The organism is Propionibacterium ruminifibrarum (genome assembly GCF_900289195.1).
Taxonomy (GTDB): Bacteria; Actinomycetota; Actinomycetes; order Propionibacteriales; family Propionibacteriaceae; genus Propionibacterium; species Propionibacterium ruminifibrarum.
The window spans coordinates 1-25349 of sequence record NZ_OMOH01000008.1; the positions used below are offsets into that span (position 1 = coordinate 1).

Genomic DNA, 25349 nt, shown 5'->3' on the forward strand with positions numbered 1-25349 from the left:
TACCGGGTGGTGCCGGGGAGTGCCTTCAGGGCTCGGCTCCGGGCATCTGCGCCTCGGGGCTGCCACGCCCCGAGGCGCAGCGGGCGGGAAGGCACTCCCCAGCAGCACCCGGTCGTTGCAGCACCACCCGGGCACCCCGCCTCCGGCCCAGAGGCGACCGCGCGATACTGCGGGACCACAGCAGGACTTCCACCCTGGCAAGGGGGTCCGTCATGAGTGAGGTCTTCGTGGGGGCGCCGCGCATGCCCGTCAGGCGGCAGGTGCCCACCGGCCGCGCCCAGCGGCAGACCGTCGAGATGGCCTGCTCGCTGCTGCTGGACTACCCGTCCGACGAGCTCGCTGTCCAGATCGGTGCGGTCCGCGCCGAGCTGGACGGGCTGCCCGCGCCGGTCGCCGGGCACCTCGAGGCCTTCTGCGCCCGCGCCGAGGCGCTCGGGCTGCGGGCCCTGCGCGAGCACTACGTCGAGACCTTCGACCAGCGCCGCCGATGCGCGCTGTACCTGAGCTACTACGCCGAGGGCGACACCCGCGGGCGGGGCCAGGCCATCTTGGCCTTCCGCGAGATCATGCGGGCCGCCGGCTTCGAGCAGCAGCGCGAGGAGCTGACCGACTACCTGCCGGTCGTCCTCGAGTTCGCCGCTCTCGACGAGCAGGGCATGGGCGAGGAGCTGCTCCAGACCCACCGCGAGGGCCTGGAGGTCATCCGGGCCGCCCTGGTCGACGCCGGATCGCCCTACGCCGAACTGCTGGAGGCGCTCGTGGCGACCCTGCCCGAGCCCGACGCCGCGACCACCGCCGCGTACCACAAACTGATCAGTCAGGGCCCGCCGACCGAGCTCGTGGGCCTGTCCGCGGGTCCGCCGGGCGGCATCGCCGCCCCGCCCGGGCCCCGACCCGACCCGCTCGCCGCGCCTCCGGCCACCGGTGCGGGCGGCGTCCCGTCCGAGTCAGCGACGTTCCCGAAGGAGGGCTAACACCATGTCCGCCGCCTCGATCCTGGCCTGGGTCGTTCTGCCGTATCTGTCGATCATCCTGCTCGTCGTGGGGCTCGTCTGGCGTTTCCGCACCGACCAGTTCGGGTGGACGAGCAAGTCGAGCCAGTGGCAGGAGAGCGCGATCCTGCGCTGGAGCTCACCGCTGTTCCACCTGGGCATCCTGTTCGTCGCCCTCGGTCACGTCATGGGCCTGGTGGTCCCCCAGAGCCTGACCGATGCGCTGGGCGTATCGCACCACCTCTACCACCTCGTCGCGACGATCCCCGGCTCCATCGCCGGCGCCGCCACCGTCGTCGGCCTGTGCGGGCTGCTGTACCGCCGCATCGTCGTGAAGTCGGTACGCCTCAACACCTCGAGGGTCGACATCCTCACCTACGTGCTGCTGACTATCCCGATCGTGCTGGGCGCCGCGGCCACCTTCAGCACCCAGGTCTTCGGGGCTCCCGGCGGCTACAACTACCGGGAGACGATCTCGGTCTGGTTCCGTTCCATCCCGATGCTGCACCCGCAGCCCGAGCTCATGGCCGACGTGCCGATGGTCTTCAAGCTGCACGTCATCGCCGGCATGCTGCTGTTCTGCATCTGGCCGTTCACCAAGCTCGTCCACGTCGTCTCGGCGCCGGTCGGCTACGTGACACGCCCGAACGTCGTCTACCGATCCCGCGAGGGCGGCCGGGTCGCCTCGTCCCCGGCGGCACGCGGGTGGGACCGTCCCTTCGAGAGGACCGGCACCGGCAGGAAGGGGCGCTGAACCAGCCGTCCGGTAGCGGTCGGGCCGTGCGCGTGGTACATGTCATTCACGGCCCGCTCTTACCGCCCCAATCTAGAATCGGAGCAGCCGACAGCAACGAAGGGCCCCAATCCATGGCTACTGACTATCGCGCCCCCGAGGACTGCGCGTGCGGTCATGACGAACACCAGCACGAATCGAGCATGCCCGATCTGAGCAGGACCCTCAGGATGATGGCCCAGCTGACCTCCGCCCAGCAGACCCTGCTGCGCCGCATCGCCTCCCACGCCGAACCCGTCACCGTCACCCAGCTGGCGAACGAGTCGAGGCTGCACCCGAACTCCGTGCGCGAGACACTCGACGCGCTCGTCCACCTCGGCCTGGTCACCTGCGAGCAGATGCCGATCAAGGGGCGGGGCCGCCCGGCCCTGGGCTACCAGAGCTACACCCCGGCCGACCCGGCCTTCCCCGCCCGGATGCTCGCCCAGGTCAGCCATTCGATGTTCACCTGGCTCACCGACCATGTGGACGACCCCCGCCAGGCGGCCCACGAGATGGGCCGCTACTGGGCCGACGACGCACTGGCCATGATGCACGTGCCCGACCACTCGCGCATGCGGCCCCCCAAGGACTTCACCCTGTCGGGGCACCTCAACAAGATGCGGCTGTTCCTCACCTCGCTCGGCTTCGCGGCCCAGCCGCACCCGCGGATCGACACCGGGCTGGTGCTCCTCGGCTGCCCATTCGGCTGCACCGACGAGTCGTGCCCGGACTCGCTCGCCCTCGAGATGCGCACCGGCATGGTCGAGCGGATCATCGAACGCACCGCGGGCGCCATGGCGGACGCCCAGATCATGGTCGACGTCAACCATCCGCTGCGCTGCGAGATCATCTTCACCGTCAAGGGCGAACTGGCCCGGAACGAACAACAGGCCACCGACGACGCAAAGGACGCAAAGGAACCGTCCACGAGGGCCGAGGCCTCATGACCTTGGCCGGGGCGGGGACAGTGCAGGAAGAGGACCGATGATCACGGTACGTTACTTCGGCGGCGCGGCTGAGGCGGCCGGCGCCGAGACCGAGCAGTGCCCCCAGGTGCCCCGTCTCGACGAGCTGACCGGCGCCTTGGCCGACGCACACCCCGCCCTGGGCGCCGTGCTTGCCGTGTGCAGTTTCATGGTGAACGAACAGTCCGCCACGTCCGACGCGCCACTGCCCGAGGACGCGCTCGTCGACGTCCTGCCGCCCTTCGCCGGCGGATGAGGCCGGCAAGCACCACGCATCATTTCAACCCGTCCACGTACCCGGCCCGCAGGCCCGGGTGCCCGAAGGCATGACATGAGTTCTGTTCAGTCCGGCATCACCGCCGAGGTACTCGACCCGGCCGCGCTGTGCGCGCGGGTCGGCGACGACAGGGCCGGGGCGGTCGCGAGTTTCGTCGGCGTCGTCCGCAACCACGACGCGGGAAGCCCCGTGACGGCCATCGACTACTCGGCCCACCCGGCGGCAGGCCGGATCCTCGACGGCATCTGTCGGCGCATCGGCGAACGCGAGGGCGTCCACGCGGTCGCGGCCTGGCACCGCACCGGCAGGCTCGTCGTCGGCGACGCCGCGCTGGTCGTGGCCGTCGCGGCCGAGCATCGCGGGCAGGCCTTCACGGCCGCCGGCGACCTGGTCGACCTCGTCAAGGCCGAGCTGCCGGCCTGGAAGTGCCAGTGGCTGCCCGACGGCTCTCACGTCTGGTCCGGCATCGCATGAGCGCACGCGTCGAGCTGCACAACCCGGTCGAGCCGCTCGACGACGCCGCGCTGGCCCGGCACCGCCGCACCTGGCTCGTGCAGGGCATCGGCGAGCGGGGGCAGGCCCGGCTGGCGGCGGCGCGCGTGCTCGTCATCGGCGCCGGCGGCCTGGGATCCCCCGTGCTGGCCTACCTTGCCGCGGCGGGCGTCGGGACGCTCGGCGTGTGCGACTCCGACGTCGTCGAGCTCTCCAACCTGCAACGCCAGCTGCTGCACCGCGAGGCCGACGTCGGCGTCCCCAAGCCCGCCAGTGCCGCGGCCCGGCTGGGCGAGCTCAACTCCGCGGTGCGTGTCGAGCAGTACCCGCATGCGACGAGGGGTTTCCTCGACGAGCACGGCGCCGACTGGGACGTCGTCGTGGACTGCACCGACAGCTTCACCGCCAAGTACCTGGTGGCCGACTGGGCGGCCGAGGCCGGGACCCCGCTCGTCTGGGGCACCGTGGTGGGAACGTCCTTCCAGCTGGCGGTGTTCTGGTCCAGGCCGCCGGCCGGTCTGCCGGCGACGAGCCTGCGCAGCCTGCACCCGGTGATGCCCGAACCGGGCACAACACCGACGAGCAGCAGGGTGGGTGTGCTGGGACCGGTCGTCGGACAGGCCGGCACGGCGATGGCCACCGAGGTCATCAAGCTGATCACGGGCACCGGCAGCCCGCTCATCGGGCAGGTGCTCGTCGGCGACGCAGCGCAGAATCGTTACCAGACGCTTCGTTTCGCGCGCTGACGGCACGGACGGACGGATCCACGGAAGGCAGACCATGAGCGAGCCGCTGAGCATCGACGAGCACCGGGCACTCATCGAGGCACGGATACCGGCGCCGGCCACATCCACCCGGCCCCTCGACGAGTGCCTGGGGCTGGTCCTGGCCGAAGATGTGGCCGCGCGCCTGCCCGTGCCGCCGTTCACGAACTCCGCGATGGACGGCTTCGCGGTGCGCCACGCCGACGTCGCCGGCGCCTGCGCGGAGCGCCCGGTGCGGCTGCCCGTCATCGCCGACGTGCCCGCCGGCGACCCGGCCGCGACGCCGCTGCGGGCCGGTACCGCCGAGCGCATCATGACCGGCGCGCCGATGCCACCCGGGGCCGACACCGTCGTCCGCGTCGAGGACACGGACCACCGCGTCGGCACCACCCGGGCACCGGCCGCGGTCACGGTCCATGCCGCCCCGGCACCGGGCGCGAACGTGCGGCACGCCGGTGAGGACGTCGGGGTCGGCGACCCGGTGCTGAGCGCCGGCGCCGTGCTCGACGCGGCGGGTCTCGCCGCCGCGGCCTCGGTCGGCCACGCCGCGCTACCGGTGCACCCGCGCCCCCGGGTCGGCGTGCTGGCCACCGGTTCGGAGCTGAGGGGGGCCGGTGAGCCGCTCGGCCCTGGCCAGATCCCCGACTCGAACTCGCTCCTGCTGGCCGGCCTGGTCCGCGAGGCCGGCGGCGACCCCGTCGTGACCGCCCGGGTGCCCGACGACCCGGACGGGCTGGCCGGCCTGCTCGCCGGCTGGCCGCCCCTCGACCTGGTCGTCACCGCCGGCGGGATCTCCGAGGGCGCCTACGAAGTGGTGCGCCAGGCGCTCACCGGCGCCGACGCCCGCTTCCACCACGTCGCCCAGCAGCCGGGCGGCCCGCAGGGCATCGCCACGGCGCACGTGGGCGGCCGGCCCACCCCGGTGCTGTGCCTGCCGGGCAACCCGGTGAGCGTCTGGGTCAGTTTCCACGTCTACGCCGCCGGTGTGCTGCGGGTGCTCGCCGGGCGCGCCGGCACGACCGCCCCGGCGACCAGCCGCGTCGTGGCCGACGCGCCGTGGCCGGGGCCGGCGCGGAAGGTGCAGTTCATCCCGGTCGTCCGCACCGGCGACCTGGTCCGCCCGGTGCACCCGCTCGGCTCCAAATCGCACCTGGTGGCGTCCCTGCCCCGCGCGGACGGGCTCGCCGTCGTCCCCATCGGTGTCGGCGAGGTGGGCCGCGGCATGGAGCTTGACTTCATCGCCGCCCTGGCGCATGGTGACCGCTGACCGGCGGTTCCACCCGGCCGGCGGAGCGGGAGGCAGGCATGAGTGACGAACCGGTGCGGCTGCCGCACCTGCGCGGTGACGGCACCGCCTTCATGGTCGACGTGACCGGCAAGACGCCGAGTGTGCGCGAGGCCACGGCCGTCGCCGAGGTCGGCTGCTCGGAGCGGGTCATGGCGGCGCTGCGCGAGGGCACCGTGCCGAAGGGCGACGTGCTGGCCGTGGCACGGGTCGCAGGGATCATGGCGGCCAAGCGCACGCCCGACCTGCTGCCGCTGGCGCACCGCATCGGGGTGCACGGCTGCGAGCTCGACCTGTCCCTGGCCGACGACCACGTCGCCCTCAGCGCAACGGTCCGCACCGCCGACCGCACCGGCGTCGAGATGGAGGCGCTGACCGCCGTGACGGTGGCCGCGCTGGCCGTCGTCGACATGGTCAAGGGCGTCGACCGTTCGGCCGTCATCCGCCGGGCGCGGATCACCCACAAGTCCGGCGGGCGTTCCGGCGACTGGACCCGCCCCGCCGAGACCTGACCGCTCCCGCCCGTTCCCTACCGGGGTGACCCCCACCGGCCCCTGACGGATGCGGGAGCAGCGGCCGCCGGAGGGTTTCGCCGTGCGATGGTGGTGGCCGGGAGGTTCGTTATGGGTTATGGCACGGTGGTCTTCATCGCGGTCATCGCGATCCTCCTCGGCTGGGCCCTGAGCGCGGCGGCCAAGGACCGACGCGACGAGAAGGCCGCGCAGGCCGCCGACGAGACCGGCCTGCGGTTCATCGGCGACGACCCGGAGCTCGGCGCCACGGTGGCAGAGCTGATCGGCATCTGGGAGCGGGCCAACGCCGAGCAGGTCGTCGCCCTCAGCGGCGTCCGCTACGGGAACCTGACCTGGACGACCAGCGAGCGCTCCGGGGACCAGCATTACGTCCACAACCACGTCAAGAGCTTCATGGTCCATCCGGTGCTGGCCAGTTTCCCCGCGACACGCATCCGCCGCGAGGGGCTGCTGAGCCTGCCGTTCAATGACATCAACACCGAGGACGAGGCCTTCAACCGCGAGTGGGACGTCACGGGCGACGACGAGACGTTCGCCCTGGCCCTGCTCACCCCGCAGGTGCGGGCCTGGGTCACCGCGATGCCCTTCAACCAGCTGTACCTGACGACGTCCGGGCAGGTCGTCGGCTACGACGCCGGCCGCTACGACGCCCACCGCTTCGGCGCGCTGCGCGACGCGCTGGAGGAGTTCATCTCACTCATCCCCGCCGAGCTGCTGCACCGTTGAGCAGCACCCGCCCCACGGTTCCGCCGCGGGATGCCCGACGCACCGCGGGTCGGGGCCGCGGCGGTCAGCGGGCGGGGTGGTCGCCGCCGCCGAGCTGGTCGAGGACGTGCCCGACCAGGGGCGCGAGGACGGCGACGGCGTCACGCACCCCGCCGGGCGAGCCGGGCGCGTTGACCACGAGCGCGGCGCCGGGGCCGCGCGAGGTGATGCCGACGAGTCCGCGGCTGAGGGCGGCGGCCGGGGCGGCTGCCTCGCCGCGGCGCCGGATGGCCTCGGCCAGCCCGTCGAGACGGGCGGCGAGCAGGGGCTCGGTGGCCTCGGGGGTCAGGTCGCGGGGGCCGATGCCGGTGCCCCCGGTGGTCAGGACGACGCGGCAGCCGTCGTCGAGTGCCGCCGTGATGGCGGCCCGGACCGGTTCGATGCCGTCGGGCACGACGACGGCCGGGCCGGCCGCGATGCCGGCCTCGGCGAGCAGCCGGACGGCGAGGGGGCCCGACAGGTCCTCGCGTTCACCGCTCGCGCAGCGGTCGGAGACGGTGATGACCCGGGCGGCGCAACCCTCCGGCGTGGCCCGGCCGCCGGTGGAGGAGGCGATCATCAGGCCAGCGCCGTCGAGCCGAGCTCGGCCGGTACGGCGGCGCCGTGGCCGAGGTCGCGCAGCGCGGCACGCACCTTCTCGGTGGCGGCGTCGAGTTCGGCGCCGGGCACCTCGCTCCTGGCGTTTGCGAAGCTCAGCTCGGACTCCCCCCAGGCGGGCAGGACGTGCAGGTGCAGGTGGGGGATCTCGAAGCCGGCGACGAGCAGGGCGGCCCGCGGGGAGTCGAAGGCCCGTTCGACGGCCTGGCCGACCGTCTTCGCCACGCGCATGAGGTGGGCCAGCAGTTCGTCGTCGGCGCTGGTGAACTTGGCCACCTCCGCGCGCGGCACGACGAGCATGTGGCCGTCGGTGATCGGGTTGATGGAGGCGAAGACGACGCACACATCGTCCGCCCAGGCGAAACGGCCGGGGATCTCGCCCTCAATGATCTTCGTGAAGACAGTGCTCATGGCCCCATCGTGGCACGCCGGAGCCGCGCGCGGGCCGGGCGCACCCAGACCCTTGCGCTCGGGCCCGGTCGGCGTCAGGATTGCTGGCACGGTCGGCGCATCGGCGCCACCCGCAACACCACCGCAGGAGGTCAGTCATGGTGCCGAGACGAACCGGTTGGTTCACGGCGGTCGTCGCCGCCCTGCTCGGGCTGGCCCACCTGCACCGCCAGCGCGAGGAACGACACGAGGCCGAGCTGTGGGCCGAGATCGGCCGCCGCTTCGAGCCCTGACCGGGCATCCTGGTTCCTACGGCCGCGTCACGGCGGCTGGTCCTCGCAGACGGGGCGGCGTCCTTGTGCGACCACCGGCTCAGCCGTCCCCGACCGCTCTCCCAGCCCGGTTACAGCACCCCGTTGTGCTTCATACACTTCACCCATGAGCTTCGTCCCCATGCTCCACCGCGGCACACGCCGGGAGCTCACCGCCGACGCGGCACTGGCCGCGGGGCTCACCGCGGCCACCTGCTTCTGGGGCGATGTCACCTTCCCCTACCACGATTCCCATCTGGCGACGCTGCTCACGAGCCTGCCGCTGACGGTGCCGGTCGTCCTGCGCCGCAAGCAGCCGCTCATCATGCTCGCCGTCGCCACCGTCGGCGGCCTGCTGCAGTGCGTCGTTCTCGAGGCGCCGTCGCCCTCGCTCATCGCGGTGCCGATCATCACCTACTCGGTGGCCCGCTGGGTGCCGGGCCGTGACTCGCGGCTGGCGCTGCTGGCTGGTTTCATCGGCGCGATCGTCGGCCCCTACCGCTGGTCGCACACCGCCGACCCGTGGATCGCCACACCGAACCCGCACAACGTCTTCTACCTGCTGTTCCTGATCTGCGCGGCGATGGTGCTCGTGCCCTACCAGATCGGGCGTCGCACGCGGGAGAACGACGAGGCCGAGCTGGAACGCGAGCTGGCCGCCGAGGCCCAGTACGAGGCCCAGCTCGCCGCCCAGGCCGAACGCGCGCGCAGCATCGAGGCCCGCACCCGCAACGAGATCGCCCGGGAGCTGCACGACGTCGTCGCCCACTCGCTGAGCGTCATCACCGTGCAGGCCCAGGGCGGCAAGGCCCTCGCCGCGAAGAACCCCGACGCGGCCGCCCAGGTGCTCGACACGATCGCGGACACCAGCCGCGAGGCACTCGTCGAGATGCGGCGCATCGTCGGGGTGCTGCGCGAGGGCCCGGCCGAGTATCGTCCGCAGCCGACGCTGTGCGACATCCCGGCCATGACCGAGCGTGCCGGGGAGCGCGTGCACCTGGAGGTCACCGGCACGGCGCCGATCGTGCCGCCTACGCTGGGGCTGGCCGCCTACCGCATCTGCCAGGAGGCGGTGACGAACTTCCTCAAGCACGCCGGCGACCAGGCCACGTGCTGGATGCGGCTGGACTACGAACCCGACCGCATCGTCATCGACGTCACGGACGATGGCGCGGGCGCCGCCGTGGTGGACGACGGCGCGGGCAACGGGCTCCGCGGCATGTCCGAGCGCGCCGCGGCGATGGGCGGCACGGCGCGCGCCGGACCCCGCCCCGAGGGAGGGTTCGGGGTGCACGCCGAACTCCCGCTGGCCCAGGCGGACCGGTAGACCCGCCCGGCTCAGTCCCAGGAGTGGGGCCTGCCCCGCAGCCTGGAGCCCGCCGGCCCTTCGCCGTGTGCGGCCTGTGAACGGCACGGCGCTACCCGGCGCGGCGGGCGGCGGTGGCTACCGTGGGGTTACGCCGACGCGGGACGCCCGGTACGAGCCGGGCACGAGTGCAGGAGGAATCATGGCCGAGCCCATCACGGTGCTTCTCGTCGACGACCAGGAACTGGTGCGCAGCGGGTTCCGCATGCTCATCGACGCCCAGGACGACATGCATGTCGTCGGCGAGGCCGCTGACGGTGCCGAGGGGATCGCGCAACTGGACGATCTGACCCCCGACGTGGTGCTCATGGACATCCGGATGCCGGTCATGGATGGTGTCGAGGCGACCCGACGCATCGTGGAGTCCGGCGTCGACACCCGGGTCCTGGTACTCACCACCTTCGACCTGGACGAGTACGTCTTCTCGGCCCTCAAGGCCGGGGCCTCGGGCTTCATGCTCAAGGACGCCCGCCCCGAGGAGCTGCTGTCGGCCATCCGCACCGTCGCCTCCGGTGACGCCGTCGTCGCCCCGAGCGCAACGCGCCGCCTGCTCGAACACGTCGCGCCCACGCTGCCCGACCACGTCGGTGAGGAGGACAACCGGCTGTCGGTGCTCACCGAACGCGAACTCGAGGTGCTCGGCGAGGTGGCGCGCGGTGCGACGAACGCCGAGATCGCCGAGCACCTGTTCATGGCCGAGGGCACCGTCAAGACCCACATCGGGCGGCTGCTGTCAAAGCTCGAGGCGCGTGATCGCGTCGGCCTGGTCCTCATCGCCTACGAGACCGGTCTCGTCCACCCCTGAGCCGGACCCGACCCGCGAGAAGACCCCGGTGCCCTGCCCGGTCGGCCCGCGGTTGCCACTGCTTGCCCCAATTCCCCTGGCAAACAGCGAACATGGACCTCATATGTTCTGACAAGGGAAGTCGTGTCGGATGGAACGGCACGGCGCCATGCCTTTCCGGACCGGGAGCAGCCATATTTTGGGCGCGATTGGCCCCTTAGGGGCTGTCCGTGTATAAAATTCAGGGCAGTAACAGATGCTCTGCTCATGCTGATCGCATCGCCCGATGACGCAGCCGATCGCAGACATGCAGAGCCCAGGGCATCCGCCGCATTCGCGGCCCGCAGACGCCCAGGGGGCTGTTGGGGGTGACCAGCAGCCCCCTGGTGCCCTTCAACTGCGCAACGGCGCGTATGGACCGGGTGACATTCCCTTCTCTCGACACGGCGATTCACCGCCGCCCTTCCGGCGTCGCACGGCGCCGAGCACTGGCGGCGGGGCAGCACATCCGGGCCGGTTAAACTCCGGATGACCGCGGGAGGGGGATGCGCGTGGAATTCACCCGGAGACTGAGCAGCCTGTGCAGGCATCGCAACTTCCGTCGCCTCGTGCTCGTCCGCCTGTGCGGGCAGTCCGGTGACGGCACCGCCCAGGTGGGCATGGCCTCGTACCTGCTGTTCAGCCCCCAGAGCCAGACGAGCGCGTGGGCGGTGGCCGGGGTGCTCGCCCTCACGATGCTCCCCTACTCGCTGTTCGGCCCCTTCGTCTCGGTCCTGCTCGACCGCTTCCCCCGCCAGCGCATCTCGATGGTCGTCGATGTCACGCGCACCCTCTGCAGTGCCGGGCTGGCGGCGATGATCGCCTCGCACCGGACCGGCGGTGCCGCGAACCTCGTCCTCGCGGTCCTGCTGCTGGTCATGCTGAGCCTCAACCGTTTCACCCTGGCCGGGCTCCAGGCCGGGCTGGCGAGCACCGTGGACGAGGAGGAGTACCTGGAGGCGAGTTCGGTCATGCCGATGATCGGCCCGCTGGCCACGCTCTTCGGCGGCGCGGCGGCCGGCATCATCCGCCTGGCGCTCGGCGGGCCGCTCGGCACGGATGCCGCGAACGGGCTCATCTTCGTCCTGGCGGCGCTGCTGTTCACCGGCGCCGTCGCGGTGGCCCACCGCATCCCCCGCTCGGGGCTGGGCCCGGATGCGGACGTGGCGCGGACGACCGTGGGTGAGGTGGCACGCGGCCTGGTCACCGGCCTGCGCCACCTGGCGACGCGGCGGCCCGCCTGGCTGACGCTGCTGTCCGAGGCCGTCGTGCGCATCGGCTACGGCTTCCTCATGGCCTTCGTCGTCGTGATCTACCGCCACCACTTCGCCGCCGGGGACCGCCTCGGCTCGGCGATCACCGGCACCGGCGCCTGGTTCGTCGTGAGCGGCATCGGGTTCGTCCTGTCAGGGGTCGTCTCGGTGCCCGTCGCCCACCGCATCGGCGTGCGGCGGTGCATCGGCGCGATGCTGCTCGTCATGGCCCTCTCGCAGGCCACCGTCGGCGCCGTCATGACCATACCGACCCTGCTCGTCAACTCGTTCCTCATCGGCCTGGCCGGCCAGTCGCTCAAGGTGCAGGTCGACACCGTCGTGCAAGCCCACGTGGACGACGACCACCGCGGCCGTGTCTTCACGCTCTATGACGTGCTCTACAACATTTCGACGGTGCTCGGCGCCGTCATCGCCGCCTGCGTGCTACCGGCCGACGCGGTGAGCCCACCGGCCATGGTCGGCATGGGCGCCGGTTACCTGCTCGCCGGTCTCGTCTTCTGGGCCGCCTCCCGCAGCATCGGCGACGCGGTCTTCGACAGGGGAACCCGCCGCGAGGACGAGCCGCGGCCCACCACCGCCCGCAGCTGAACCGCCGGGGCTCCCGGCCGGACAGCGTACCCGCCGGCCGGGGCTCTTCCCCGGTGAAGGAGACCCGCCCTTCCGGGGCATCCCCGCTGGTTTGCCACCCCTTGCCCTGCTCGATAACATCTTTTCCCTGAACCCGGATTCACCAAAAAGAAATCCTGGTTCTTCTGCATTGAATGAGATATTTGTCTGGTCGGGTGGTGTGGCCTCGCCAGGCACCGGGAGAAGGCTCATGACCCTCGTTCTGTCCTCCGCGCTGACGCTCTTCCTCGTCCTCGACCCGCTGGGAAACATCCCGATCTTCCTCACGGCCCTGCGCGCGGTCGATCCCGGCCGCCGCCAGCTCGTCCTGGCCCGCGAACTGTGCATCGCCCTGCTCATCATGCTGGCCTTCCTCATCGCCGGCCGGCAGCTGCTCGGCGTCCTGCACGTCACCCAGCCGGCGCTGGCCAGCGCCGGGGGACTCATCCTCATGCTCATCGCCATCCGGATGATGTTCCCCACGCCCGAGAACAGCCTGACCGAACGCACCGACAGCGAACCGTTCATCGTGCCACTCGCCGTGCCCTACACGGCCGGCCCGTCGGCCCTGGCCACCGAGATCATCATGGCGAACCAGCACCCCGACCAGATGCCCCTGCTGCTCGCCGCGGCGGCGCTCGCCTGGCTGCCGTGCGCCGTCATCCTGTTCTTCTCGGGCTACCTGAACCGCTGGCTGGGTGAACGCTTCCTCACCGCCGTCGAACGGCTCATGGGCATGATCCTGGTGATCGTCTCCACCCAGATGCTGCTCGGCGGCCTGCGGGATTTCTTCGGGCTCTGAGCAGGCCCTGGGCTCAGAAGAGCTCCCCCTGGCCCTTCGGCGGTGCGTAGGCGGGGTCGACCCCGTCGAACATCTTCGAGATCGACCTGCCGTGGTGGATACGGCCGATGGCCTCGGCGAACAGCGGGGCGACGGACAGCGTCGTGAGTTCGGGCCACCCGTCCGGCGCCGGGACGGTGTCGGTGGTGACGACCTCGCTGATGAACTCCTCGGCCCGCAGCCGCTCGACGGCCCTGCCGGCGAACAGGCCGTGGGTGCAGGCCACCGAGGCCGACAGGGCGCCCTGCTCCTTGAGCCGGCGGGTCAGCTCGATGATCGAACCGCCGGTGGCGATCTCGTCGTCGAGGACGATGCAGTGCTTGCCGACGACGTCACCGACGACCATGTCGATGACGACCTTGTCGTCGGCGAGGCGCCGCTTGCTACCCGCCGCGACGGGCAGGCCGAGCAGGCGGGCGAAGTTGGAGGCGGACTTGGCGTTGCCGAAGTCCGGGCTGACGACCACCGAGTTGTCGCAGCGGTCGCGGAAGTAGGCCGCGATGACGCCGAGTGCGGTGAGCTGGTCGACGGGCACCGAGAAGAAGGCCTGCACCTGCGGCGAGTGGAGCTGCATGGTGAGCACGCGATCGGCCCCGGCCGTGACGAGCATGTCGGCGACGAGACGACCGCCGACGCTGATGCGTGAGGCGTCCTTCTTGTCCGAGCGCGCGTACGAGTAGTGCGGGATGACCGCGGTCACCTGGCCCGCCGAGGCCGACCTGGCGGCCTGCACCATGAGCAGCAGCTCCATGAGGTGCTCCTGGGTGGGTGGCACGAGCGGCTGCACGATGTAGACGTCGCGCTGGCGGACGTTCACGAGCAGCTGCGCCTGGAGGCAGTCATTGCTGAACCGGCTGATCTCGACCGGCGAGAGATCGACCTTCGCGTGCCGGCAGATGTTCGCTGCCAGCTCGGTGTGGGCCGAACCCGAGAACACGACGATGTCTTCCACGACCGTCCTTCCCGCTGCGGATCCGTGCGGCACCAGCCTAGACCGTCGACCACCGGCCTGCGCGGTCGCTCTCACCGCGCAGGCAGCAGGCCGACCCGGCGCGGGATCTCCTGGCGCTGGCCGCCGACGTGCCGGATGTGCTGGTCGGCACCGGAGCCGACGACGGTGAGCTGGGTGCGGAAGCAGCGCAGGGCCGCGATGACGCGGGCCTCCAGCTGCGGGTCGGTGACATCGAGCCAGCCCGCCGCCGCGACGTCACCGGCGTCGGAGGCGTCCTCCTGCGAGAGCACCTGGACGAAGGGCACGCCGGCCTGCTCGCAGGCCAGGGCGGCGATCCGGTGGCAGCGCACGTGGTCGGGGTGGCCGTAGCCGCCTCCGTCGTCGTAGCTGACCACCACGTCATAGTCGCGGCTGGTCAGGCCGGCGCGCAGGTCGGCGACCTCCCGGGCCAGCGGGGCCACCGTCAGGGCGTGCTCGCCGGCATCGCCGGCGGGCCCGGCGAGAGTCGGCGTCACCCAGCGCATGCCGGAGTCCTCGTAGCGATGGTCCGCCGAACCGGCCTCGCGCCAGGGGGTGGTGCCGAGGAACCAGCGGTGCCGCACGCCGAGTTGCGCGCAGGCCGCGTCCAGCTCCCGCTCCCTGACGGCCGTCAGCTCGGCGGGCGTGATGGTCTCGGGCAGGACGCCCGCCACGACCTCGCCCCGTTCGCCGCGCGTGCAGGTGACCAGGTCGACGCAGCCACCGCGACTCGACACCCACGCCGCCAGTGGCCCGGTCGAGAGGGTGTCGTCGTCGGGGTGGGCGTGGACGAGCAGGACGCGCAGGCCCGCCGGGGTGTCGATGATCCGTCCGATCATGCCGGTGTCGTCGGTGGGCACGGTGCTCCCCTCGTCATCTCGCCCGGTGCCGGTCCATGACGCGGTGGTAGGCGTCGATGAGCCCGGCCGCCGTGCGGTCCCAGCCGTGGCCCTCGGCGAAGGCCCTGGCCGCCCCGGTCATGCGTTCGCGCAGCTCGCCGTCGTTGCGGGTGGACTGGGCCGCAGCCGCCCAGGCTGCCGGGTCGCGGCCGTCGAGCAGGATCCCGGTGACGCCGTCCTGGACCGCCTCGGGGATGCCGCCGACGCGGCTGGCGATGACCGGCACGCCGCTCGCCTCGGCCTCGAGGCAGATCAGCGAGAAGGTCTCCGAATAGCTCGGCGTGACCAGGGCGCAGGCCCCCCGCAGCATGCTGGCCAGCTCGTCGCGGTTCTGCGAGCCGAGGAAGATGACGTGCTCGTCGAGTCCCAGCTCGTGCACGAGCCGGTGCAGTTCCTGTTCGTAGTGGGCGAAGTCCTGGGAGGCCTCACCGGCGATCACCAGGTGCGGGCGGTCGAACTCGGGGATCTCGGCCATCATGCGGACGACCAGGTCGGGGCCCTTGAGCGGTTGCAGGCGCGAGGCGAACAGGAAGTAGCAGCCGCCGCCGGTCTCGCTCCAGGCCCAGTGCCGTTCGCCCGGGGCGAGCGGGCGGAACCGGTCCAGGTCGACGCCGGGGTGGACCGGGACGATGGGCGTGTCGAGGGGCCCGTAGCGGTCGATGATGGTCCGCTTCTCGGCCTCGGAGACGGCGACGATGAGGTCGGACCGGGCGGCCGCCAGCGCCTCCCCCGCCGGGCGCCCGGGTGACTCGGGCGGTTCGCCATCGGTCAGCGAGTCGGTGCCGGGCGGGGCCGAGACCGAGTGGAAGCTCTGCACGTGGGGTATTCCCCAGTGCTGCGCCAGGGGCAGGGCGGCGACACCGCTGAACCAGTGGTGGGAGTGGATGATGTCGTAGGCGGGGTCGAGGCGGCCCATGGCCTCGCGGAAGGGTTCGATGAGCGCCTCGGCGCGGCTCTTGGCGACGACGCGGGCCGGCCCGACATCGAGGTTGATGAGCCGGACACCGGGCTCGATCTCGACCAGGTCGGGCGCGTCGGGGGCGTCGCGTCGGGTGACGAGGTCGACCCGGTGCCCGGCCCTGGCCAGCGCGAGTGCGGAGTTCAACTCGACGACGTTCATGCCCCCGGCGTCCGCCGACCCGGGGGACGCGACCGGGGACGTGTGCAGCGACACGAAGGCGATGCGCGCACGCTCGGCCATCGAGTCACCTCCTCGTCCCCGCTGAATTCTCTCACACGGACCCGGCCCCCCACGCAAGCCTCCGCGGATCACTACGAGTGAACGTCCACGTCACGGCGGGGAACGGCCGTCACGCCGGTCGGGCGCCCCGTCCGCGCACCGCCAGTCGCTGCCGCCTGCGGGCCGGTGACTCACCTATCGTTGGGCCCATGAACCGCCGCATCTTCCCCGCACTCGTCGCCGCCGCGACGATGATCGCCACCGGCTGCGCCCAGAACCCCTCGGACAACCCGACCGGCTACGGACCGACGAGCAGCACCCCCAGCCCGACGAACTCCGACGAGGCCAAGGCCATCGAGAACTTCGACTTCACCAGCGCCGAGTGGTACGACGCCCGCTCGCGGCAGATGCTGGACGCCAGCGCGTCCAGTTCGCGGGACTCCTGGTGGCAGGTCGACACCGGCACCAAGGGCAACCCTGTGCAGTACGGCGACCTCAATGGCGACGGCTACGAGGACGCCGTCGCCTGGATGACGGCTGGCGAGGGCAACGGGTACTGGCACTACGCGTACGTGTGGACGTGGGATCCCGAGCAGGGCACCGCGGTGCAGTCGCCCTACCCGGTCACCGACGACGCCTCGTGCGGGAACGCGACCAAGCAGCTGGACATCGACGCCGAGAGCGGCGAGATCACCGTGGCCCGGCTGATCCGCTACGGCGAACCCTGCTCCGAACTGCCGACCCATGAAGTCACCAATACGATCAAGCTGGAGAACGGTGTGCCGATCCGCACGGCGCCGGTTCGCGCGGGCGTCGACCGGTGCATGGACCCGGCATCGGACTCCCGCAAGACCACCGATGTCCTGAGCAAGCCGCTCAAGCTCGCTCCTGATGCTGACGTCCCCGAGCTCGACCTCGACCGGGTCGAGCGGGTGGTGCTCGGCGGCGGCCGCGACCAGACGGTCAATGACTACCACCAGGTGCTCTTCCACGCCGAGGGCGACTCGGTCACCTGGTATTGCGCGTTCACCGACGAGGTCGCCATCGCAGGAGGCTGAGCGGTGTCGGGAGGACGGACCCCGCCCTTCCCGGCCAGCAGGCTCGCCGCGCGTGCGACCGCGATGGTCTCAGCCGAGGCCGGACAGGCCGTTGACCAGCTGCTCGACGCCCTGGTCGAGGAGCGCCGGGGTGGTTGCCAGGTTGAACCGGACGAAGCCCTTGGCATGGGGTGAGAACCATTCCCCGTAGTCGACGGCGAGTCCGCAGGTGTCCTGCATGAAGGACTGCATCTCGTCGGGCCGGACGTAGTCGCGCAGGTCGAGCCACAGCAGATAGGTGCCCTCGAGAGGGGGCATCTGGGCGGTCGGGGCGACCTCACGGACGCGGGCGCGGAAGGTCGCGTCGTTGCGGCGGATCACCTCGGTGAGGGCCTCGAGCCACTCGGCGCCGCCGCGCCAGGCGGCCTCGGCGGCGACGACGCCCAGGACGTTCGGCCCCAGCTCGGCATGGGACCGCGTCCAGGCGTCGTACCGGGCGCGCAGCGCGTCGTCGTGGATGATGATGTGCGAGTGGGCGAGGGCGGCCAGGTTGAAGGTCTTGGAGACGGCGCTCAGCGTGATGACGCGGTCGCGGTACCGGCCGCCCGCGACCTCGGACATCGCGACGAACGGGCGGTCGCCGGGCAGGATGTCCTGGTGGATCTCGTCGGCGACGACCGTGACGTCGTGCTTGGCGCAGATGCCCAGCACGGCGTCGAGTTCGTCCTCGGACCACACGCGGCTGACCGGGTTGTGCGGGGAGCAGGCGATCCACTGCCGGACGCCGGCGTCGACGATGGTGCGTTCGAAGTCCTCGAGATCGAAGCCGTACTCGCCGTTCTCGTCGCGGACGAGTTCGCTCGTGACGAGCCTGCGGCCGGTGTCGCGGATGGCGTTGTGCATCGGGTAGTAGACGGGGGTGGTGAGCAGGACGGCATCCCCCGGCTCGGTGAAGGCGCCGATCATCCAGTAGAAGCTCGTGACGACGCCCGGGCTGAAACGCACCCACTGTCTGCTCACCCGGGCCTGCCGGCGGGCGGCGGCCCAGGCGTCGAAGGCCTCGAAGTAGGAGTCGGGCACCATGGAGTAGCCGAAGGCGCCATGGGCGACGCGCTCGGTCATCGCGTCGAGGACGGCCTCGGGGGCGCGGAACTCGGTGTCGGCCACCCACATGGGCAGCAGGTCGGGGTTGCCGAAACGTTCGCCCAGGGCGTCCCACTTGAGGGAATCTGTGTTGCGGCGCTCCACCTGATAGCGCTCCACGAAGGTATCGGCGTCCATCGGCCCTCCCGTTGGTGAGTGAACCCGTGGATTGTCTCACCCCGACCACCGGGAACGGCGAGCAGTGTCACCATGCGCACACGACGCACCCGCCCCCAACGGGGCAGGCAGCCCGCCGTGCGGGGGCCGGCGAAAAACACCGGTGAAACCCCTCCGTTCCACGCCGGGCCCGTGACAGGCTTGGCCCGTGACGAACTCAGCCGCTCCAGCCGCGCCGGAACCCGGCGGGCACGGGTTCGTCGACGCCGCCTTCACCGAGGTGCTGGCGGGCGCCCGCGTCCTCATCACCGCGCAACGCCGCGCCGAGGACCTCGCCGCCGCCCTCAAGCGCCGCGGCGCCCACACCGTCATCGCCTCAAGCATGGGCGTGGAGCACCACATCGACGAGGCGGGCCTGCTGGGCCGGACCCGGGACCTGCTCGACTCCCCGCCCGATGCCGTCGTCGTGACGACGGGCATCGGCCTGCGCGCCTGGCTGGACGCCGCCGACACGGCCGGCCTGTCCGAGGCGCTGGCCCAGATGCTCACGACCACCTGCACGATCGCCCGCGGCCCGAAGGCGCTGGGTGCGCTGCGCGGGGCGGGCGCCGAAGCGGCATGGGTCTCGCCCCTGGCCAGTTCGTACGAGATCCTCGACCACCTGCTCGACGCCGGTGTCGAGGGCAAGCACATCGTCATCCAGTGTCACGGCGCCGGCGACGACGGCCTGTCCGAGGCGCTGTGCGAGGCGGGCGCCCGCGTGACGCCGCTGACCGTCTACCGCTGGGGCCCGCCGCCGGACCCCGACGCGGTGACGAACTCGATCGACGAGTTACGGGCGGCACGCTTCGACGCGGTGGCCTTCACCTCGTCGCCGGGCTCGGCCGCGTGGGTGCGCTCACTCTCCTCGGCCAGGGCCCTCGAGGACGTGCGCGAGCAGAATCTCGCGGGCCGGCTCGTCCTCGCCGCAGTGGGCCAGGTCGCGGCGAAACCCCTCGTGGACGCCGGGTTCGATGTGGGCCATCCCGACCGCGGCCGGATGGGGGCACTCGTCCGGCACATCTCGGCCCGGGTCACCGAATCGGCGCTGACCTGCACCATCCCCGGCGGGCTGCTGCGCGTGCACGCCACCGACGCGGCCCTCGGGCAGCGGGCGCTGGGCCTGTCCCCCGGCGGGCTCGCGGTCGCGCGGCTGCTGGCGAGCCGCCCGGGGCAGACGATCAGCCGCGAGCAGATCCTCCACGTGCTGCCCGGTGATTCGACCGACCCGCACGCCGCAGAGGTCGCCATCGCCCGCCTGCGGGAGGCGCTGGCCAGCCCGGCATCCATCCGGACCGTGGTGCGAAAGGGCTACCGGCTCATCGACGCCGGCTGAGGGCCCGCACGGGGCCGGTTCACGGACGAGCCGAAGAGCAAGCACGCCCCGCGCGGGGCCATCCCCGGTACGAACGTCGACGAGACCTGCTCGCAGTGCTCGCCACGCCGCGCACCGATCACCCAAGACTCGCTGCCGGGACCTCGATGCACCGAAACCACTCCCCAACCGTTTCCGGCTGTCTTTGTAAGCTGGCAGAAGGCTCGGGGAAGAGGAGATGTGATGGGTGCTGAGGAGAACGACCGGGATTTCAGTCCGATGCTCTACGACGTGATGCGGGAGCTGGCGACCCAGCTCAGCGGGCGTTATGTCGAGTGGATGGACCAGGCCTCCTCCGCATCGGACGAGGCCCACTGGCGGGCCGAGCACTTTCGGGTGATGCGCGAGGCCCGGGCTGTCGATCCTGACAGCCGTTCCGCCATCGAGGAGCACACGGCGAAGATTCGGGCAGAACTGGCGGACATGCCGTTGCATGCCCCGGTCCTCACATGAGTGCCGAGCCGACCGAGGAGCAGCTCAGGTCAAGGTTTGAGCAACGGGTGGTCCCGTACCTCGAGAACCTGCGAGAACAAGCAGTCGGTGGCCCGTCATGGCCACCCGTTGTCGTCTATGTGGGCGGTCAGCCGGGTGCGGGCAAGAGCCGAACGAACGAGCGTGCTGCGCAGGCCCGACCGTCGCTGGTGCCGATCATTGGTGATGATCTGCGGCAGTTCCACCCCGACTATCCCCGGTTGATGCGTGAGGATCCGCTGGCGATGCCGGAAGCAACGGCGCAGGCGTCGGGGCGCTGGATCGGCATGGCCGCGGACTATCTGCGTGAGCAGCGGGCGGACGCCCTGATCGAGACGACTCTGCGTTCGCCGGATGCCATCGCGAGGACGATCGCGTCCTTCCGAGCGGCCGGCTATGTCGTCGAGCTGCGCACGGTTGCGGTACCGCATGAGGTGTCTCGGCTGTCGACCGTTGAGCGGTACACGAGACAGGTCGACGCGGTAGGCGCGGGTCGATGGACTCCTGAGTCCGCGCATGATGAGGCGTTCGAGCGTGCGCCGGGGACGGTGCGGGAGCTGATTGCGGCGGGTTCTGTGGACCGGTTCGTGATCGAAGACTGTTCGGGCCGGATCGTGTTCGACAGGAGCTACTTCGGGATTCGTGACGAGGGGCTGCTGAGTGCCGGGCGAGAGGCGGAAGCGGTGCTCGACCAGGCGCGTGGCGTCGACCGGCTGACCCCGGAAGCAGCAATCGGTTGGATCGAGTTGGCTCGGGACCAGATCGAGCGTGTGCGTGGGCTGGGACACCAGCAACAGGACCCCGACCTCCTGTCGACCATTGAACGCATCGGCACGGCAGACGCCCGCGCGGTTGCGGCTCGTGCCGCGCACAAGGACGTGGCTGGGACCGGACCGGACAGCACGAACACAGTGTGACCCTCGACTCGCGCGCCGCCCGTCGGGACGACAATGGGGTGCACAAAGGCTCGACCCGACAGGAGGACCATGAACTTCACCTCGCTCTACGACCAGGGTTTCGCGCGGGTCGCGGCATGCACGGGCGTCGTCGCGATCGCCGACCCTCAGGCGAACGCCGACCGCCTGGCCGAGCAGGCCCACCGCATGGCAGGACGGGGCGCCGCCGTCGTCGCCTTCCCCGAGCTGAGCCTGACCGGCTGCGCCCTCGACGACCTGCTGCTCAACCAGCGGCTGCTCGACGCGGCGCTGGCCGCGCTCGCCCGGTTCGCCGAGGCCACCGCAGCCCTGACGCCGCTGCTCGTCGTGGGGGCGCCCCTGCGGCGCGGGAACCGCCTCTACGACTGCGCCGTGGTCGTCCACCGCGGGCGCGTGCTGGGCGTGGCACCGAAGAGTTATCCGCAGAATCACGGCGGGGCCCACGAGAAACGCCACTTCGCCTCGGGGGCGGGCCTGCGCGGTGACATCGACCTGGGCCGGCTCGGCCGCGTGCCGTTCGGCGACGATCTGCACTTCCGGGCCGCCGACGTCGAGGGACTCGACGTGCACGTCCAGGTCGGCGAGGACCTGTGGGCGCCGGTGTCGCCGGGTACGCGCGCCGCGCTCGCCGGGGCGAGCGTGATCGTCACCATCGCCGGTTCCCCGGTCACCGTCGGGCAGGCCGACGAGCGGCACCTCATGTGCCGTTCGGCCTCGGCCCGCCAGGCGTCCGCCCACGTCTACTGCGCCGCCGGTGCGGGCGAGTCCACCACCGACCTGGCCTGGGACGGCCAGACAATGATCTACGAGAACGGCGTCCTGCTGGCCGAGGGGGAGCGCTTCGCCGACGGCCCGCGCGCCTCGGTCGCCGACATCGACCTGCGGCTGTTGGCCGCCGAGCGGCTGCGCAACGGCTCCCTCGACGACAATGCGCGCGACCTGGCCCGGGCCGGCCTGGACACGGAGGTCGAGGTCATCGACGTCGTCCTCGACCCGCCGCGCACCGATCTCGGCCTGGCCCGCGAGGTCGAACGCTTCCCCTTCGTCCCCGCCGACCCGGCACGGCTGGCCCGGGACTGCTCCGAGACCTTCGCCATCCAGGTCGCCGCCCTGCGCCAGCGGCTGGCCGCCATCGGGAACCCGCGGATCGTCCTGGGGGTCTCGGGCGGGCTCGACTCGACGCTGGCCCTGCTCGTCGCGGCCAGGGTGATGGACCTGTCCGGGCGCCCGCGCACCGACATCTGCACCGTCACGATGCCCGGTTTCGCCACGAGCGGGCACACCAGGGACAACGCCACGCGCCTGGCCCGGGCCGTCGGCGCCACCTTCGAGACCCTCGACATCCGGCCGGCGGCCACCCAGATGCTCCACGACCTGGGGCACCCCGACGACGTGTACGACGTCACCTTCGAGAACGTGCAGGCCGGTCTGCGGGCCGACTACCTGTTCCGCATCGCCAACCAGCGCGGCGGCATCGTGCTGGGCACTGGTGACATGTCGGAGCTGGCGCTCGGCTGGTGCACCTACGGCGTCGGCGATCAGATGAGCCACTACGCGGTGAACGCGGGGGTGCCGAAGACCCTCATGCAGCACATGGTCCGCTGGATCATCGCCTCCGGCCAGTTCCCCGACGAGGTCGGCACGGTCCTCCAGTCGATTCTCGACACCGAGATCAGCCCGGAACTCATCCCCGCCGACGAGGGCACCGCACCGCAGTCGACGCAGGACACGATCGGCCCCTACGCGCTGCACGACTTCACCCTCCACTACTGGCTGCGCCACGGCTTCGGCCCCAGCCGGATCGCCTTCCTCGCCCAGCACGCCTGGGGCGACGCGCAGGCCGGCGACTGGCCGGCGGGCCTGCCCGACGATGAGAGGGTCTCCTACTCGCTCGGCGAGATCACGCACTGGCTGGGCGTCTTCTGCCGCCGCTTCATGCAGTCGCAGTTCAAGCGCACCGCCTCCCCGAGCGGCCCGAGGGTGCTGCCCACCGGCTCGCTGAGTCCGCGCGGGGACTGGAACGCCCCCTCCGACGCGAATGCCCGCGCCTGGCTGGCCGATCTGGACACCATCCCGCAGGGCTGAGGCGGGTCCGGCCTGGCCGGACCCGGCACAGACCCGGTGGCCGTCCCACTCACGGCGCCGGCCTCGGCCCGCCGGCACGCGGGGCCCCGCCACGTCGACCCAGCCGAGGCGGGACGGGCCCGACCCCGCGACCGGGTCAGCCGGCGGGCCCCCGTGCCCGGCCGTCATCGCCGCCGCGGTCCTGACGCACGGTCTCCTGGCGCAGCCGCGCCAGCCGCCGGAGAGGGCCCGCCGCGGTGAGCACGGCACGGCGCTCCTCGTCCCCCAGCCCCTGGAGCAGGCCGGTGATGATCCCGGCCCAGGCCTCGTCGATGTGGCGGCGGTCGGTGACGGCCTTGTCGGTGAGTTCGAGCACCCGGCGGCGACGGTCGGCCTCGTCCTGGCGGCGCGTGAGGAGCCCGGCCGCGACGAGGCCCCGCACCGTGACGCTGACATTCGACGCCTTGAGTCCGAGCCCGTGGCTGATCTCGGCTGACGTGGTGCCGGGATGATCCATCACCCAGTGCAGCACCTCGACCTCGGCGGCGGTGAGCGGATCGAGGCCGACGCCCGTGACGGCGTCGCGGCGCAGCGAGAAGACGAGGCTGTGGATCGCCTCGGCGAACTCGTTCAGCTGCCGCTCCTCACCGTCGGCCATGCCGCTCCCCACTCCGACCGCGCCCGGCGAACCGGGACGCCGACATCGGATTTTTAGTTATATTCTCATAACTAATCATGTCGTTCGTCCGCGTCCGTCCCGTTCCCGAGGTAGCCATCCACCGTGTCCCCTGACAACACCACCATCACATCAGATGTCCCGAGTCCGGCCGCGGCAGACCGCCGGGAACGCGCCCTGAGCGGCCCGCTCCTGGCGGCTCTCGGCCTGCTCGCCGCCTTCGCTCCCGTCGCGATGGACCTCTACCTGCCGGCCTTCCCGCAGATGGTCACAGCGCTGCACACGAGCGGCAGTCTCGTCCAGCTGACGATGACGGCCTTCCTGGCCGGCGGCTGCATCGGCCAGTTCCTGTTCGGTCCCCTGTCGGATCGCCTCGGACGGCGCGGGCCCCTGCTCGCCGGCTGCGTCATCGCCGTCGTGGCCAGCGTCACGGCGGCCGCCGCCCCGAGCATCGGGCTGCTCATCGTCGCGCGGGCGGTGCAGGGCTTCATGGGTGCCGCGGGCATGGTGATCGGGCGCGCGGTGATCGCGGACCGGGCCCGTGGCGTCGAGGCCGCGCGCAGCTTCACCCTCGTCATGCTCGTGAACGGCGTCGTCCCGGTGATCGCGCCCTTCCTCGGCTCGCTGCTGCTGGCGGCGGGCAGCTGGCGCGTGCCGATGTGGTTCATCGTCGTCGTCTCGCTCGTCACGCTGGCCCTCACCGCCTGGCTGGTGCCCGAGTCGCTGCCCACCGCGCGCCGCGCCGAGATCCGGGCGGAACGGGCGGCGTCCCCCGATGCCGGACCGTGCTTCGGGTCGCGGCGCTTCGTCGCCCACGCCGTCTGCTTCGTCTTCTCGTTCTCGACGCTGATGGCCTACATCTCGGGCTCCTCGTTCCTCTACCAGTCGGTGCTGGGCTTCGGCTCGCTGCAGTACGGCCTGCTGTTCGGGCTCAACGCCATGGTCCTGACCTGCTGCTCCACCTGCTCGGCGCGCCTGGTGCGCCACTACGGCCCGGGACGGCTGCTGTCCATCGGGCTGTGCCTGACGATCATCGGCGTGGCGGGCGTGCTCGCCATCGTCCTCACCGGCGCCCCGGCACGGTGGATCCTCGTGCCACTGGCCATCGCGGTGGGCAGCTGCGGCTTCAACCTGGGCAACTCGACGAGCCTCGCCATGTCGGCCGTGCCCGGCGCGAGCGGCCGGGCCAGTGCCCTGCTGGGCGGTTTCCAGTTCGGCATGGCGGCCGTCGTCTCGTCGGCGTTGAGCGTCCTTGAAGGAAGGGGAGCCTTGCCTGTAGCGGGCATCATGGTGGTCACCGGCGTGATCGCCGCCCTGGCCCGTCTCGTGGGCGCCACCGTGCCCTTCGACGATCCGGCCGGGGCCGGCACCAGTCGCGCCTGAGACA

At 71.6% G+C, this 25349-nt stretch carries 27 protein-coding genes; 20 read left to right on the forward strand and 7 right to left on the reverse strand.

Features of this window, described 5'->3' with window-relative positions; all coding sequences use genetic code 11:
• Nucleotides 1-296: 296 nt before the first annotated feature.
• The 9 genes from narJ to PROPJV5_RS09575 all read left to right on the forward strand — a co-directional run bounded on the left by narJ (nt 297) and on the right by PROPJV5_RS09575 (nt 6809).
• Nucleotides 297-974 (forward strand): nitrate reductase molybdenum cofactor assembly chaperone, encoded by a 678-nt coding sequence (narJ, locus tag PROPJV5_RS09535; protein ID WP_220474407.1) that lies wholly within the window; start codon nt 297-299, stop codon nt 972-974.
• Nucleotides 975-978: 4 nt separating this feature from the next.
• Nucleotides 979-1746 (forward strand): respiratory nitrate reductase subunit gamma, encoded by a 768-nt coding sequence (narI, locus tag PROPJV5_RS09540; protein WP_119716129.1) that lies wholly within the window; start codon nt 979-981, stop codon nt 1744-1746.
• Nucleotides 1747-1859: 113 nt separating this feature from the next.
• On the forward strand, nt 1860-2714 hold the full coding sequence (locus PROPJV5_RS09545) for a helix-turn-helix transcriptional regulator (RefSeq protein ID WP_119716130.1): 855 nt from the start codon (nt 1860-1862) through the stop codon (nt 2712-2714).
• Nucleotides 2715-2751: 37 nt separating this feature from the next.
• Nucleotides 2752-2988: a MoaD/ThiS family protein gene (locus PROPJV5_RS09550; RefSeq protein ID WP_119716131.1), complete on the forward strand. Its 237-nt coding sequence runs from the start codon at nt 2752-2754 to the stop codon at nt 2986-2988.
• 75 nt (nt 2989-3063) lie between these two features.
• Nucleotides 3064-3483 carry a molybdenum cofactor biosynthesis protein MoaE gene (locus PROPJV5_RS09555; RefSeq protein WP_119716132.1) on the forward strand — a complete coding sequence of 140 codons (420 nt, stop codon included), beginning with the start codon at nt 3064-3066 and terminating at the stop codon, nt 3481-3483.
• Nucleotides 3480-4247, forward strand: a complete 768-nt coding sequence (locus PROPJV5_RS09560) for a HesA/MoeB/ThiF family protein (protein ID WP_119716133.1) — start codon at nt 3480-3482, stop codon at nt 4245-4247. Before PROPJV5_RS09555 ends, PROPJV5_RS09560 begins: the two co-directional genes overlap by 4 nt.
• A gap of 34 nt (nt 4248-4281) precedes the next feature.
• Nucleotides 4282-5532, forward strand: coding sequence for a molybdopterin molybdotransferase MoeA (locus PROPJV5_RS09565; RefSeq protein WP_119716134.1), 1251 nt, complete (start codon nt 4282-4284; stop codon nt 5530-5532).
• Between the two features lie 38 nt (nt 5533-5570).
• A complete protein-coding gene (gene moaC / locus PROPJV5_RS09570) occupies nt 5571-6062 on the forward strand; it encodes a cyclic pyranopterin monophosphate synthase MoaC (protein WP_119716135.1) in 492 nt (163 codons plus the stop codon).
• 111 nt (nt 6063-6173) lie between these two features.
• Nucleotides 6174-6809, forward strand: coding sequence for a hypothetical protein (locus tag PROPJV5_RS09575; RefSeq protein WP_119716136.1), 636 nt, complete (start codon nt 6174-6176; stop codon nt 6807-6809).
• A 64-nt stretch (nt 6810-6873) separates the two neighbouring features.
• On the opposite strand, the gene PROPJV5_RS09580 is transcribed toward PROPJV5_RS09575, so the two are convergent.
• Together PROPJV5_RS09580 and PROPJV5_RS09585 are read right to left on the reverse strand one after the other, a co-directional pair.
• Nucleotides 6874-7407 (reverse strand): MogA/MoaB family molybdenum cofactor biosynthesis protein, encoded by a 534-nt coding sequence (locus PROPJV5_RS09580; protein WP_119716137.1) that lies wholly within the window; start codon nt 7405-7407, stop codon nt 6874-6876.
• Nucleotides 7407-7856, reverse strand: a complete 450-nt coding sequence (locus PROPJV5_RS09585) for an HIT family protein (RefSeq protein ID WP_119716138.1) — start codon at nt 7854-7856, stop codon at nt 7407-7409. Before PROPJV5_RS09585 ends, PROPJV5_RS09580 begins: the two co-directional genes overlap by 1 nt.
• Before the next feature lie 137 nt (nt 7857-7993).
• On the opposite strand from PROPJV5_RS09585, the gene PROPJV5_RS13050 reads away from it, so the two are divergent.
• The 5 genes from PROPJV5_RS13050 (at nt 7994) to PROPJV5_RS09605 (ending at nt 13017) form a co-directional block, all read left to right on the forward strand.
• On the forward strand, nt 7994-8128 hold the full coding sequence (locus tag PROPJV5_RS13050) for a hypothetical protein (RefSeq protein ID WP_275403710.1): 135 nt from the start codon (nt 7994-7996) through the stop codon (nt 8126-8128).
• 145 nt (nt 8129-8273) lie between these two features.
• Nucleotides 8274-9473 (forward strand): sensor histidine kinase, encoded by a 1200-nt coding sequence (locus PROPJV5_RS09590; RefSeq protein ID WP_147385421.1) that lies wholly within the window; start codon nt 8274-8276, stop codon nt 9471-9473.
• Nucleotides 9474-9654: 181 nt separating this feature from the next.
• Nucleotides 9655-10317 (forward strand): response regulator, encoded by a 663-nt coding sequence (locus PROPJV5_RS09595; protein ID WP_119716140.1) that lies wholly within the window; start codon nt 9655-9657, stop codon nt 10315-10317.
• A 530-nt stretch (nt 10318-10847) separates the two neighbouring features.
• A complete protein-coding gene (locus PROPJV5_RS09600) occupies nt 10848-12197 on the forward strand; it encodes an MFS transporter (RefSeq protein ID WP_182858667.1) in 1350 nt (449 codons plus the stop codon).
• 229 nt (nt 12198-12426) lie between these two features.
• Nucleotides 12427-13017 carry a MarC family protein gene (locus tag PROPJV5_RS09605; RefSeq protein WP_119716142.1) on the forward strand — a complete coding sequence of 197 codons (591 nt, stop codon included), beginning with the start codon at nt 12427-12429 and terminating at the stop codon, nt 13015-13017.
• A 13-nt stretch (nt 13018-13030) separates the two neighbouring features.
• Here PROPJV5_RS09605 and PROPJV5_RS09610 read toward each other — a convergent pair whose 3' ends face one another.
• The 3 genes from PROPJV5_RS09610 to PROPJV5_RS09620 all read right to left on the reverse strand — a co-directional run bounded on the left by PROPJV5_RS09610 (nt 13031) and on the right by PROPJV5_RS09620 (nt 16126).
• Entirely contained in the window at nt 13031-14008 is a 978-nt protein-coding gene (locus PROPJV5_RS09610; protein ID WP_119716143.1) for a ribose-phosphate diphosphokinase, read from the reverse strand.
• Nucleotides 14009-14079: 71 nt separating this feature from the next.
• Nucleotides 14080-14886: a PIG-L deacetylase family protein gene (locus PROPJV5_RS09615; protein ID WP_220474403.1), complete on the reverse strand. Its 807-nt coding sequence runs from the start codon at nt 14884-14886 to the stop codon at nt 14080-14082.
• 13 nt (nt 14887-14899) lie between these two features.
• Complete coding sequence (locus PROPJV5_RS09620; RefSeq protein ID WP_119716144.1) at nt 14900-16126, reverse strand: glycosyltransferase; 1227 nt, start codon at nt 16124-16126, stop codon at nt 14900-14902.
• Between the two features lie 188 nt (nt 16127-16314).
• Between PROPJV5_RS09620 and PROPJV5_RS09625 the strand changes: the two genes are divergently transcribed.
• Nucleotides 16315-17163, forward strand: a complete 849-nt coding sequence (locus PROPJV5_RS09625; RefSeq protein WP_119716145.1) for a hypothetical protein — start codon at nt 16315-16317, stop codon at nt 17161-17163.
• Between the two features lie 69 nt (nt 17164-17232).
• On the opposite strand, the gene PROPJV5_RS09630 is transcribed toward PROPJV5_RS09625, so the two are convergent.
• Nucleotides 17233-18423 carry a MalY/PatB family protein gene (locus PROPJV5_RS09630; RefSeq protein WP_119716146.1) on the reverse strand — a complete coding sequence of 397 codons (1191 nt, stop codon included), beginning with the start codon at nt 18421-18423 and terminating at the stop codon, nt 17233-17235.
• Nucleotides 18424-18610: 187 nt separating this feature from the next.
• On the opposite strand from PROPJV5_RS09630, the gene PROPJV5_RS09635 reads away from it, so the two are divergent.
• The 4 genes from PROPJV5_RS09635 (at nt 18611) to PROPJV5_RS09650 (ending at nt 23307) form a co-directional block, all read left to right on the forward strand.
• Entirely contained in the window at nt 18611-19777 is a 1167-nt protein-coding gene (locus tag PROPJV5_RS09635; protein WP_119716147.1) for a uroporphyrinogen-III synthase, read from the forward strand.
• Nucleotides 19778-19999: 222 nt separating this feature from the next.
• Nucleotides 20000-20269, forward strand: coding sequence for a hypothetical protein (locus tag PROPJV5_RS09640; RefSeq protein ID WP_119716148.1), 270 nt, complete (start codon nt 20000-20002; stop codon nt 20267-20269).
• Nucleotides 20266-21204 (forward strand): zeta toxin family protein, encoded by a 939-nt coding sequence (locus tag PROPJV5_RS09645; protein ID WP_119716149.1) that lies wholly within the window; start codon nt 20266-20268, stop codon nt 21202-21204. Before PROPJV5_RS09640 ends, PROPJV5_RS09645 begins: the two co-directional genes overlap by 4 nt.
• A 69-nt stretch (nt 21205-21273) precedes the next feature.
• Nucleotides 21274-23307 (forward strand): NAD(+) synthase, encoded by a 2034-nt coding sequence (locus tag PROPJV5_RS09650; RefSeq protein WP_119716150.1) that lies wholly within the window; start codon nt 21274-21276, stop codon nt 23305-23307.
• Between the two features lie 136 nt (nt 23308-23443).
• Here the strand turns inward: PROPJV5_RS09650 and PROPJV5_RS09655 are convergent, their stop codons facing one another.
• Nucleotides 23444-23944: a MarR family winged helix-turn-helix transcriptional regulator gene (locus PROPJV5_RS09655; RefSeq protein WP_119716151.1), complete on the reverse strand. Its 501-nt coding sequence runs from the start codon at nt 23942-23944 to the stop codon at nt 23444-23446.
• 123 nt (nt 23945-24067) lie between these two features.
• Between PROPJV5_RS09655 and PROPJV5_RS09660 the strand changes: the two genes are divergently transcribed.
• Complete coding sequence (locus tag PROPJV5_RS09660; RefSeq protein ID WP_119716152.1) at nt 24068-25345, forward strand: multidrug effflux MFS transporter; 1278 nt, start codon at nt 24068-24070, stop codon at nt 25343-25345.
• Nucleotides 25346-25349 lie beyond the last annotated feature (4 nt).

Bases quoted from the DNA above. Each gene is read 5' to 3' on its own strand.
- PROPJV5_RS09630 (WP_119716146.1), bottom strand. From the start codon at position 18,423: ATGGACGCCGATACCTTCGTGGAGCGCTATCAGGTGGAGCGCCGCAAC.
- PROPJV5_RS09605 (WP_119716142.1), top strand. From the start codon at position 12,427: ATGACCCTCGTTCTGTCCTCCGCGCTGACGCTCTTCCTCGTCCTCGAC.
- PROPJV5_RS09565 (WP_119716134.1), top strand. From the start codon at position 4,282: ATGAGCGAGCCGCTGAGCATCGACGAGCACCGGGCACTCATCGAGGCA.
- PROPJV5_RS09555 (WP_119716132.1), top strand. From the start codon at position 3,064: ATGAGTTCTGTTCAGTCCGGCATCACCGCCGAGGTACTCGACCCGGCC.
- PROPJV5_RS09545 (WP_119716130.1), top strand. From the start codon at position 1,860: ATGGCTACTGACTATCGCGCCCCCGAGGACTGCGCGTGCGGTCATGAC.
- PROPJV5_RS09560 (WP_119716133.1), top strand. From the start codon at position 3,480: ATGAGCGCACGCGTCGAGCTGCACAACCCGGTCGAGCCGCTCGACGAC.
- PROPJV5_RS09650 (WP_119716150.1), top strand. From the start codon at position 21,274: ATGAACTTCACCTCGCTCTACGACCAGGGTTTCGCGCGGGTCGCGGCA.
- PROPJV5_RS09580 (WP_119716137.1), bottom strand. From the start codon at position 7,407: ATGATCGCCTCCTCCACCGGCGGCCGGGCCACGCCGGAGGGTTGCGCC.
- narI (WP_119716129.1), top strand. From the start codon at position 979: ATGTCCGCCGCCTCGATCCTGGCCTGGGTCGTTCTGCCGTATCTGTCG.
- narJ (WP_220474407.1), top strand. From the start codon at position 297: ATGGCCTGCTCGCTGCTGCTGGACTACCCGTCCGACGAGCTCGCTGTC.
- PROPJV5_RS09585 (WP_119716138.1), bottom strand. From the start codon at position 7,856: ATGAGCACTGTCTTCACGAAGATCATTGAGGGCGAGATCCCCGGCCGT.
- PROPJV5_RS09595 (WP_119716140.1), top strand. From the start codon at position 9,655: ATGGCCGAGCCCATCACGGTGCTTCTCGTCGACGACCAGGAACTGGTG.
- PROPJV5_RS09640 (WP_119716148.1), top strand. From the start codon at position 20,000: ATGGGTGCTGAGGAGAACGACCGGGATTTCAGTCCGATGCTCTACGAC.
- PROPJV5_RS09655 (WP_119716151.1), bottom strand. From the start codon at position 23,944: ATGGCCGACGGTGAGGAGCGGCAGCTGAACGAGTTCGCCGAGGCGATC.
- PROPJV5_RS09550 (WP_119716131.1), top strand. From the start codon at position 2,752: ATGATCACGGTACGTTACTTCGGCGGCGCGGCTGAGGCGGCCGGCGCC.
- PROPJV5_RS09620 (WP_119716144.1), bottom strand. From the start codon at position 16,126: ATGGCCGAGCGTGCGCGCATCGCCTTCGTGTCGCTGCACACGTCCCCG.
- PROPJV5_RS13050 (WP_275403710.1), top strand. From the start codon at position 7,994: ATGGTGCCGAGACGAACCGGTTGGTTCACGGCGGTCGTCGCCGCCCTG.
- PROPJV5_RS09625 (WP_119716145.1), top strand. From the start codon at position 16,315: ATGAACCGCCGCATCTTCCCCGCACTCGTCGCCGCCGCGACGATGATC.
- PROPJV5_RS09590 (WP_147385421.1), top strand. From the start codon at position 8,274: ATGAGCTTCGTCCCCATGCTCCACCGCGGCACACGCCGGGAGCTCACC.
- PROPJV5_RS09645 (WP_119716149.1), top strand. From the start codon at position 20,266: ATGAGTGCCGAGCCGACCGAGGAGCAGCTCAGGTCAAGGTTTGAGCAA.
- moaC (WP_119716135.1), top strand. From the start codon at position 5,571: ATGAGTGACGAACCGGTGCGGCTGCCGCACCTGCGCGGTGACGGCACC.
- PROPJV5_RS09575 (WP_119716136.1), top strand. From the start codon at position 6,174: ATGGGTTATGGCACGGTGGTCTTCATCGCGGTCATCGCGATCCTCCTC.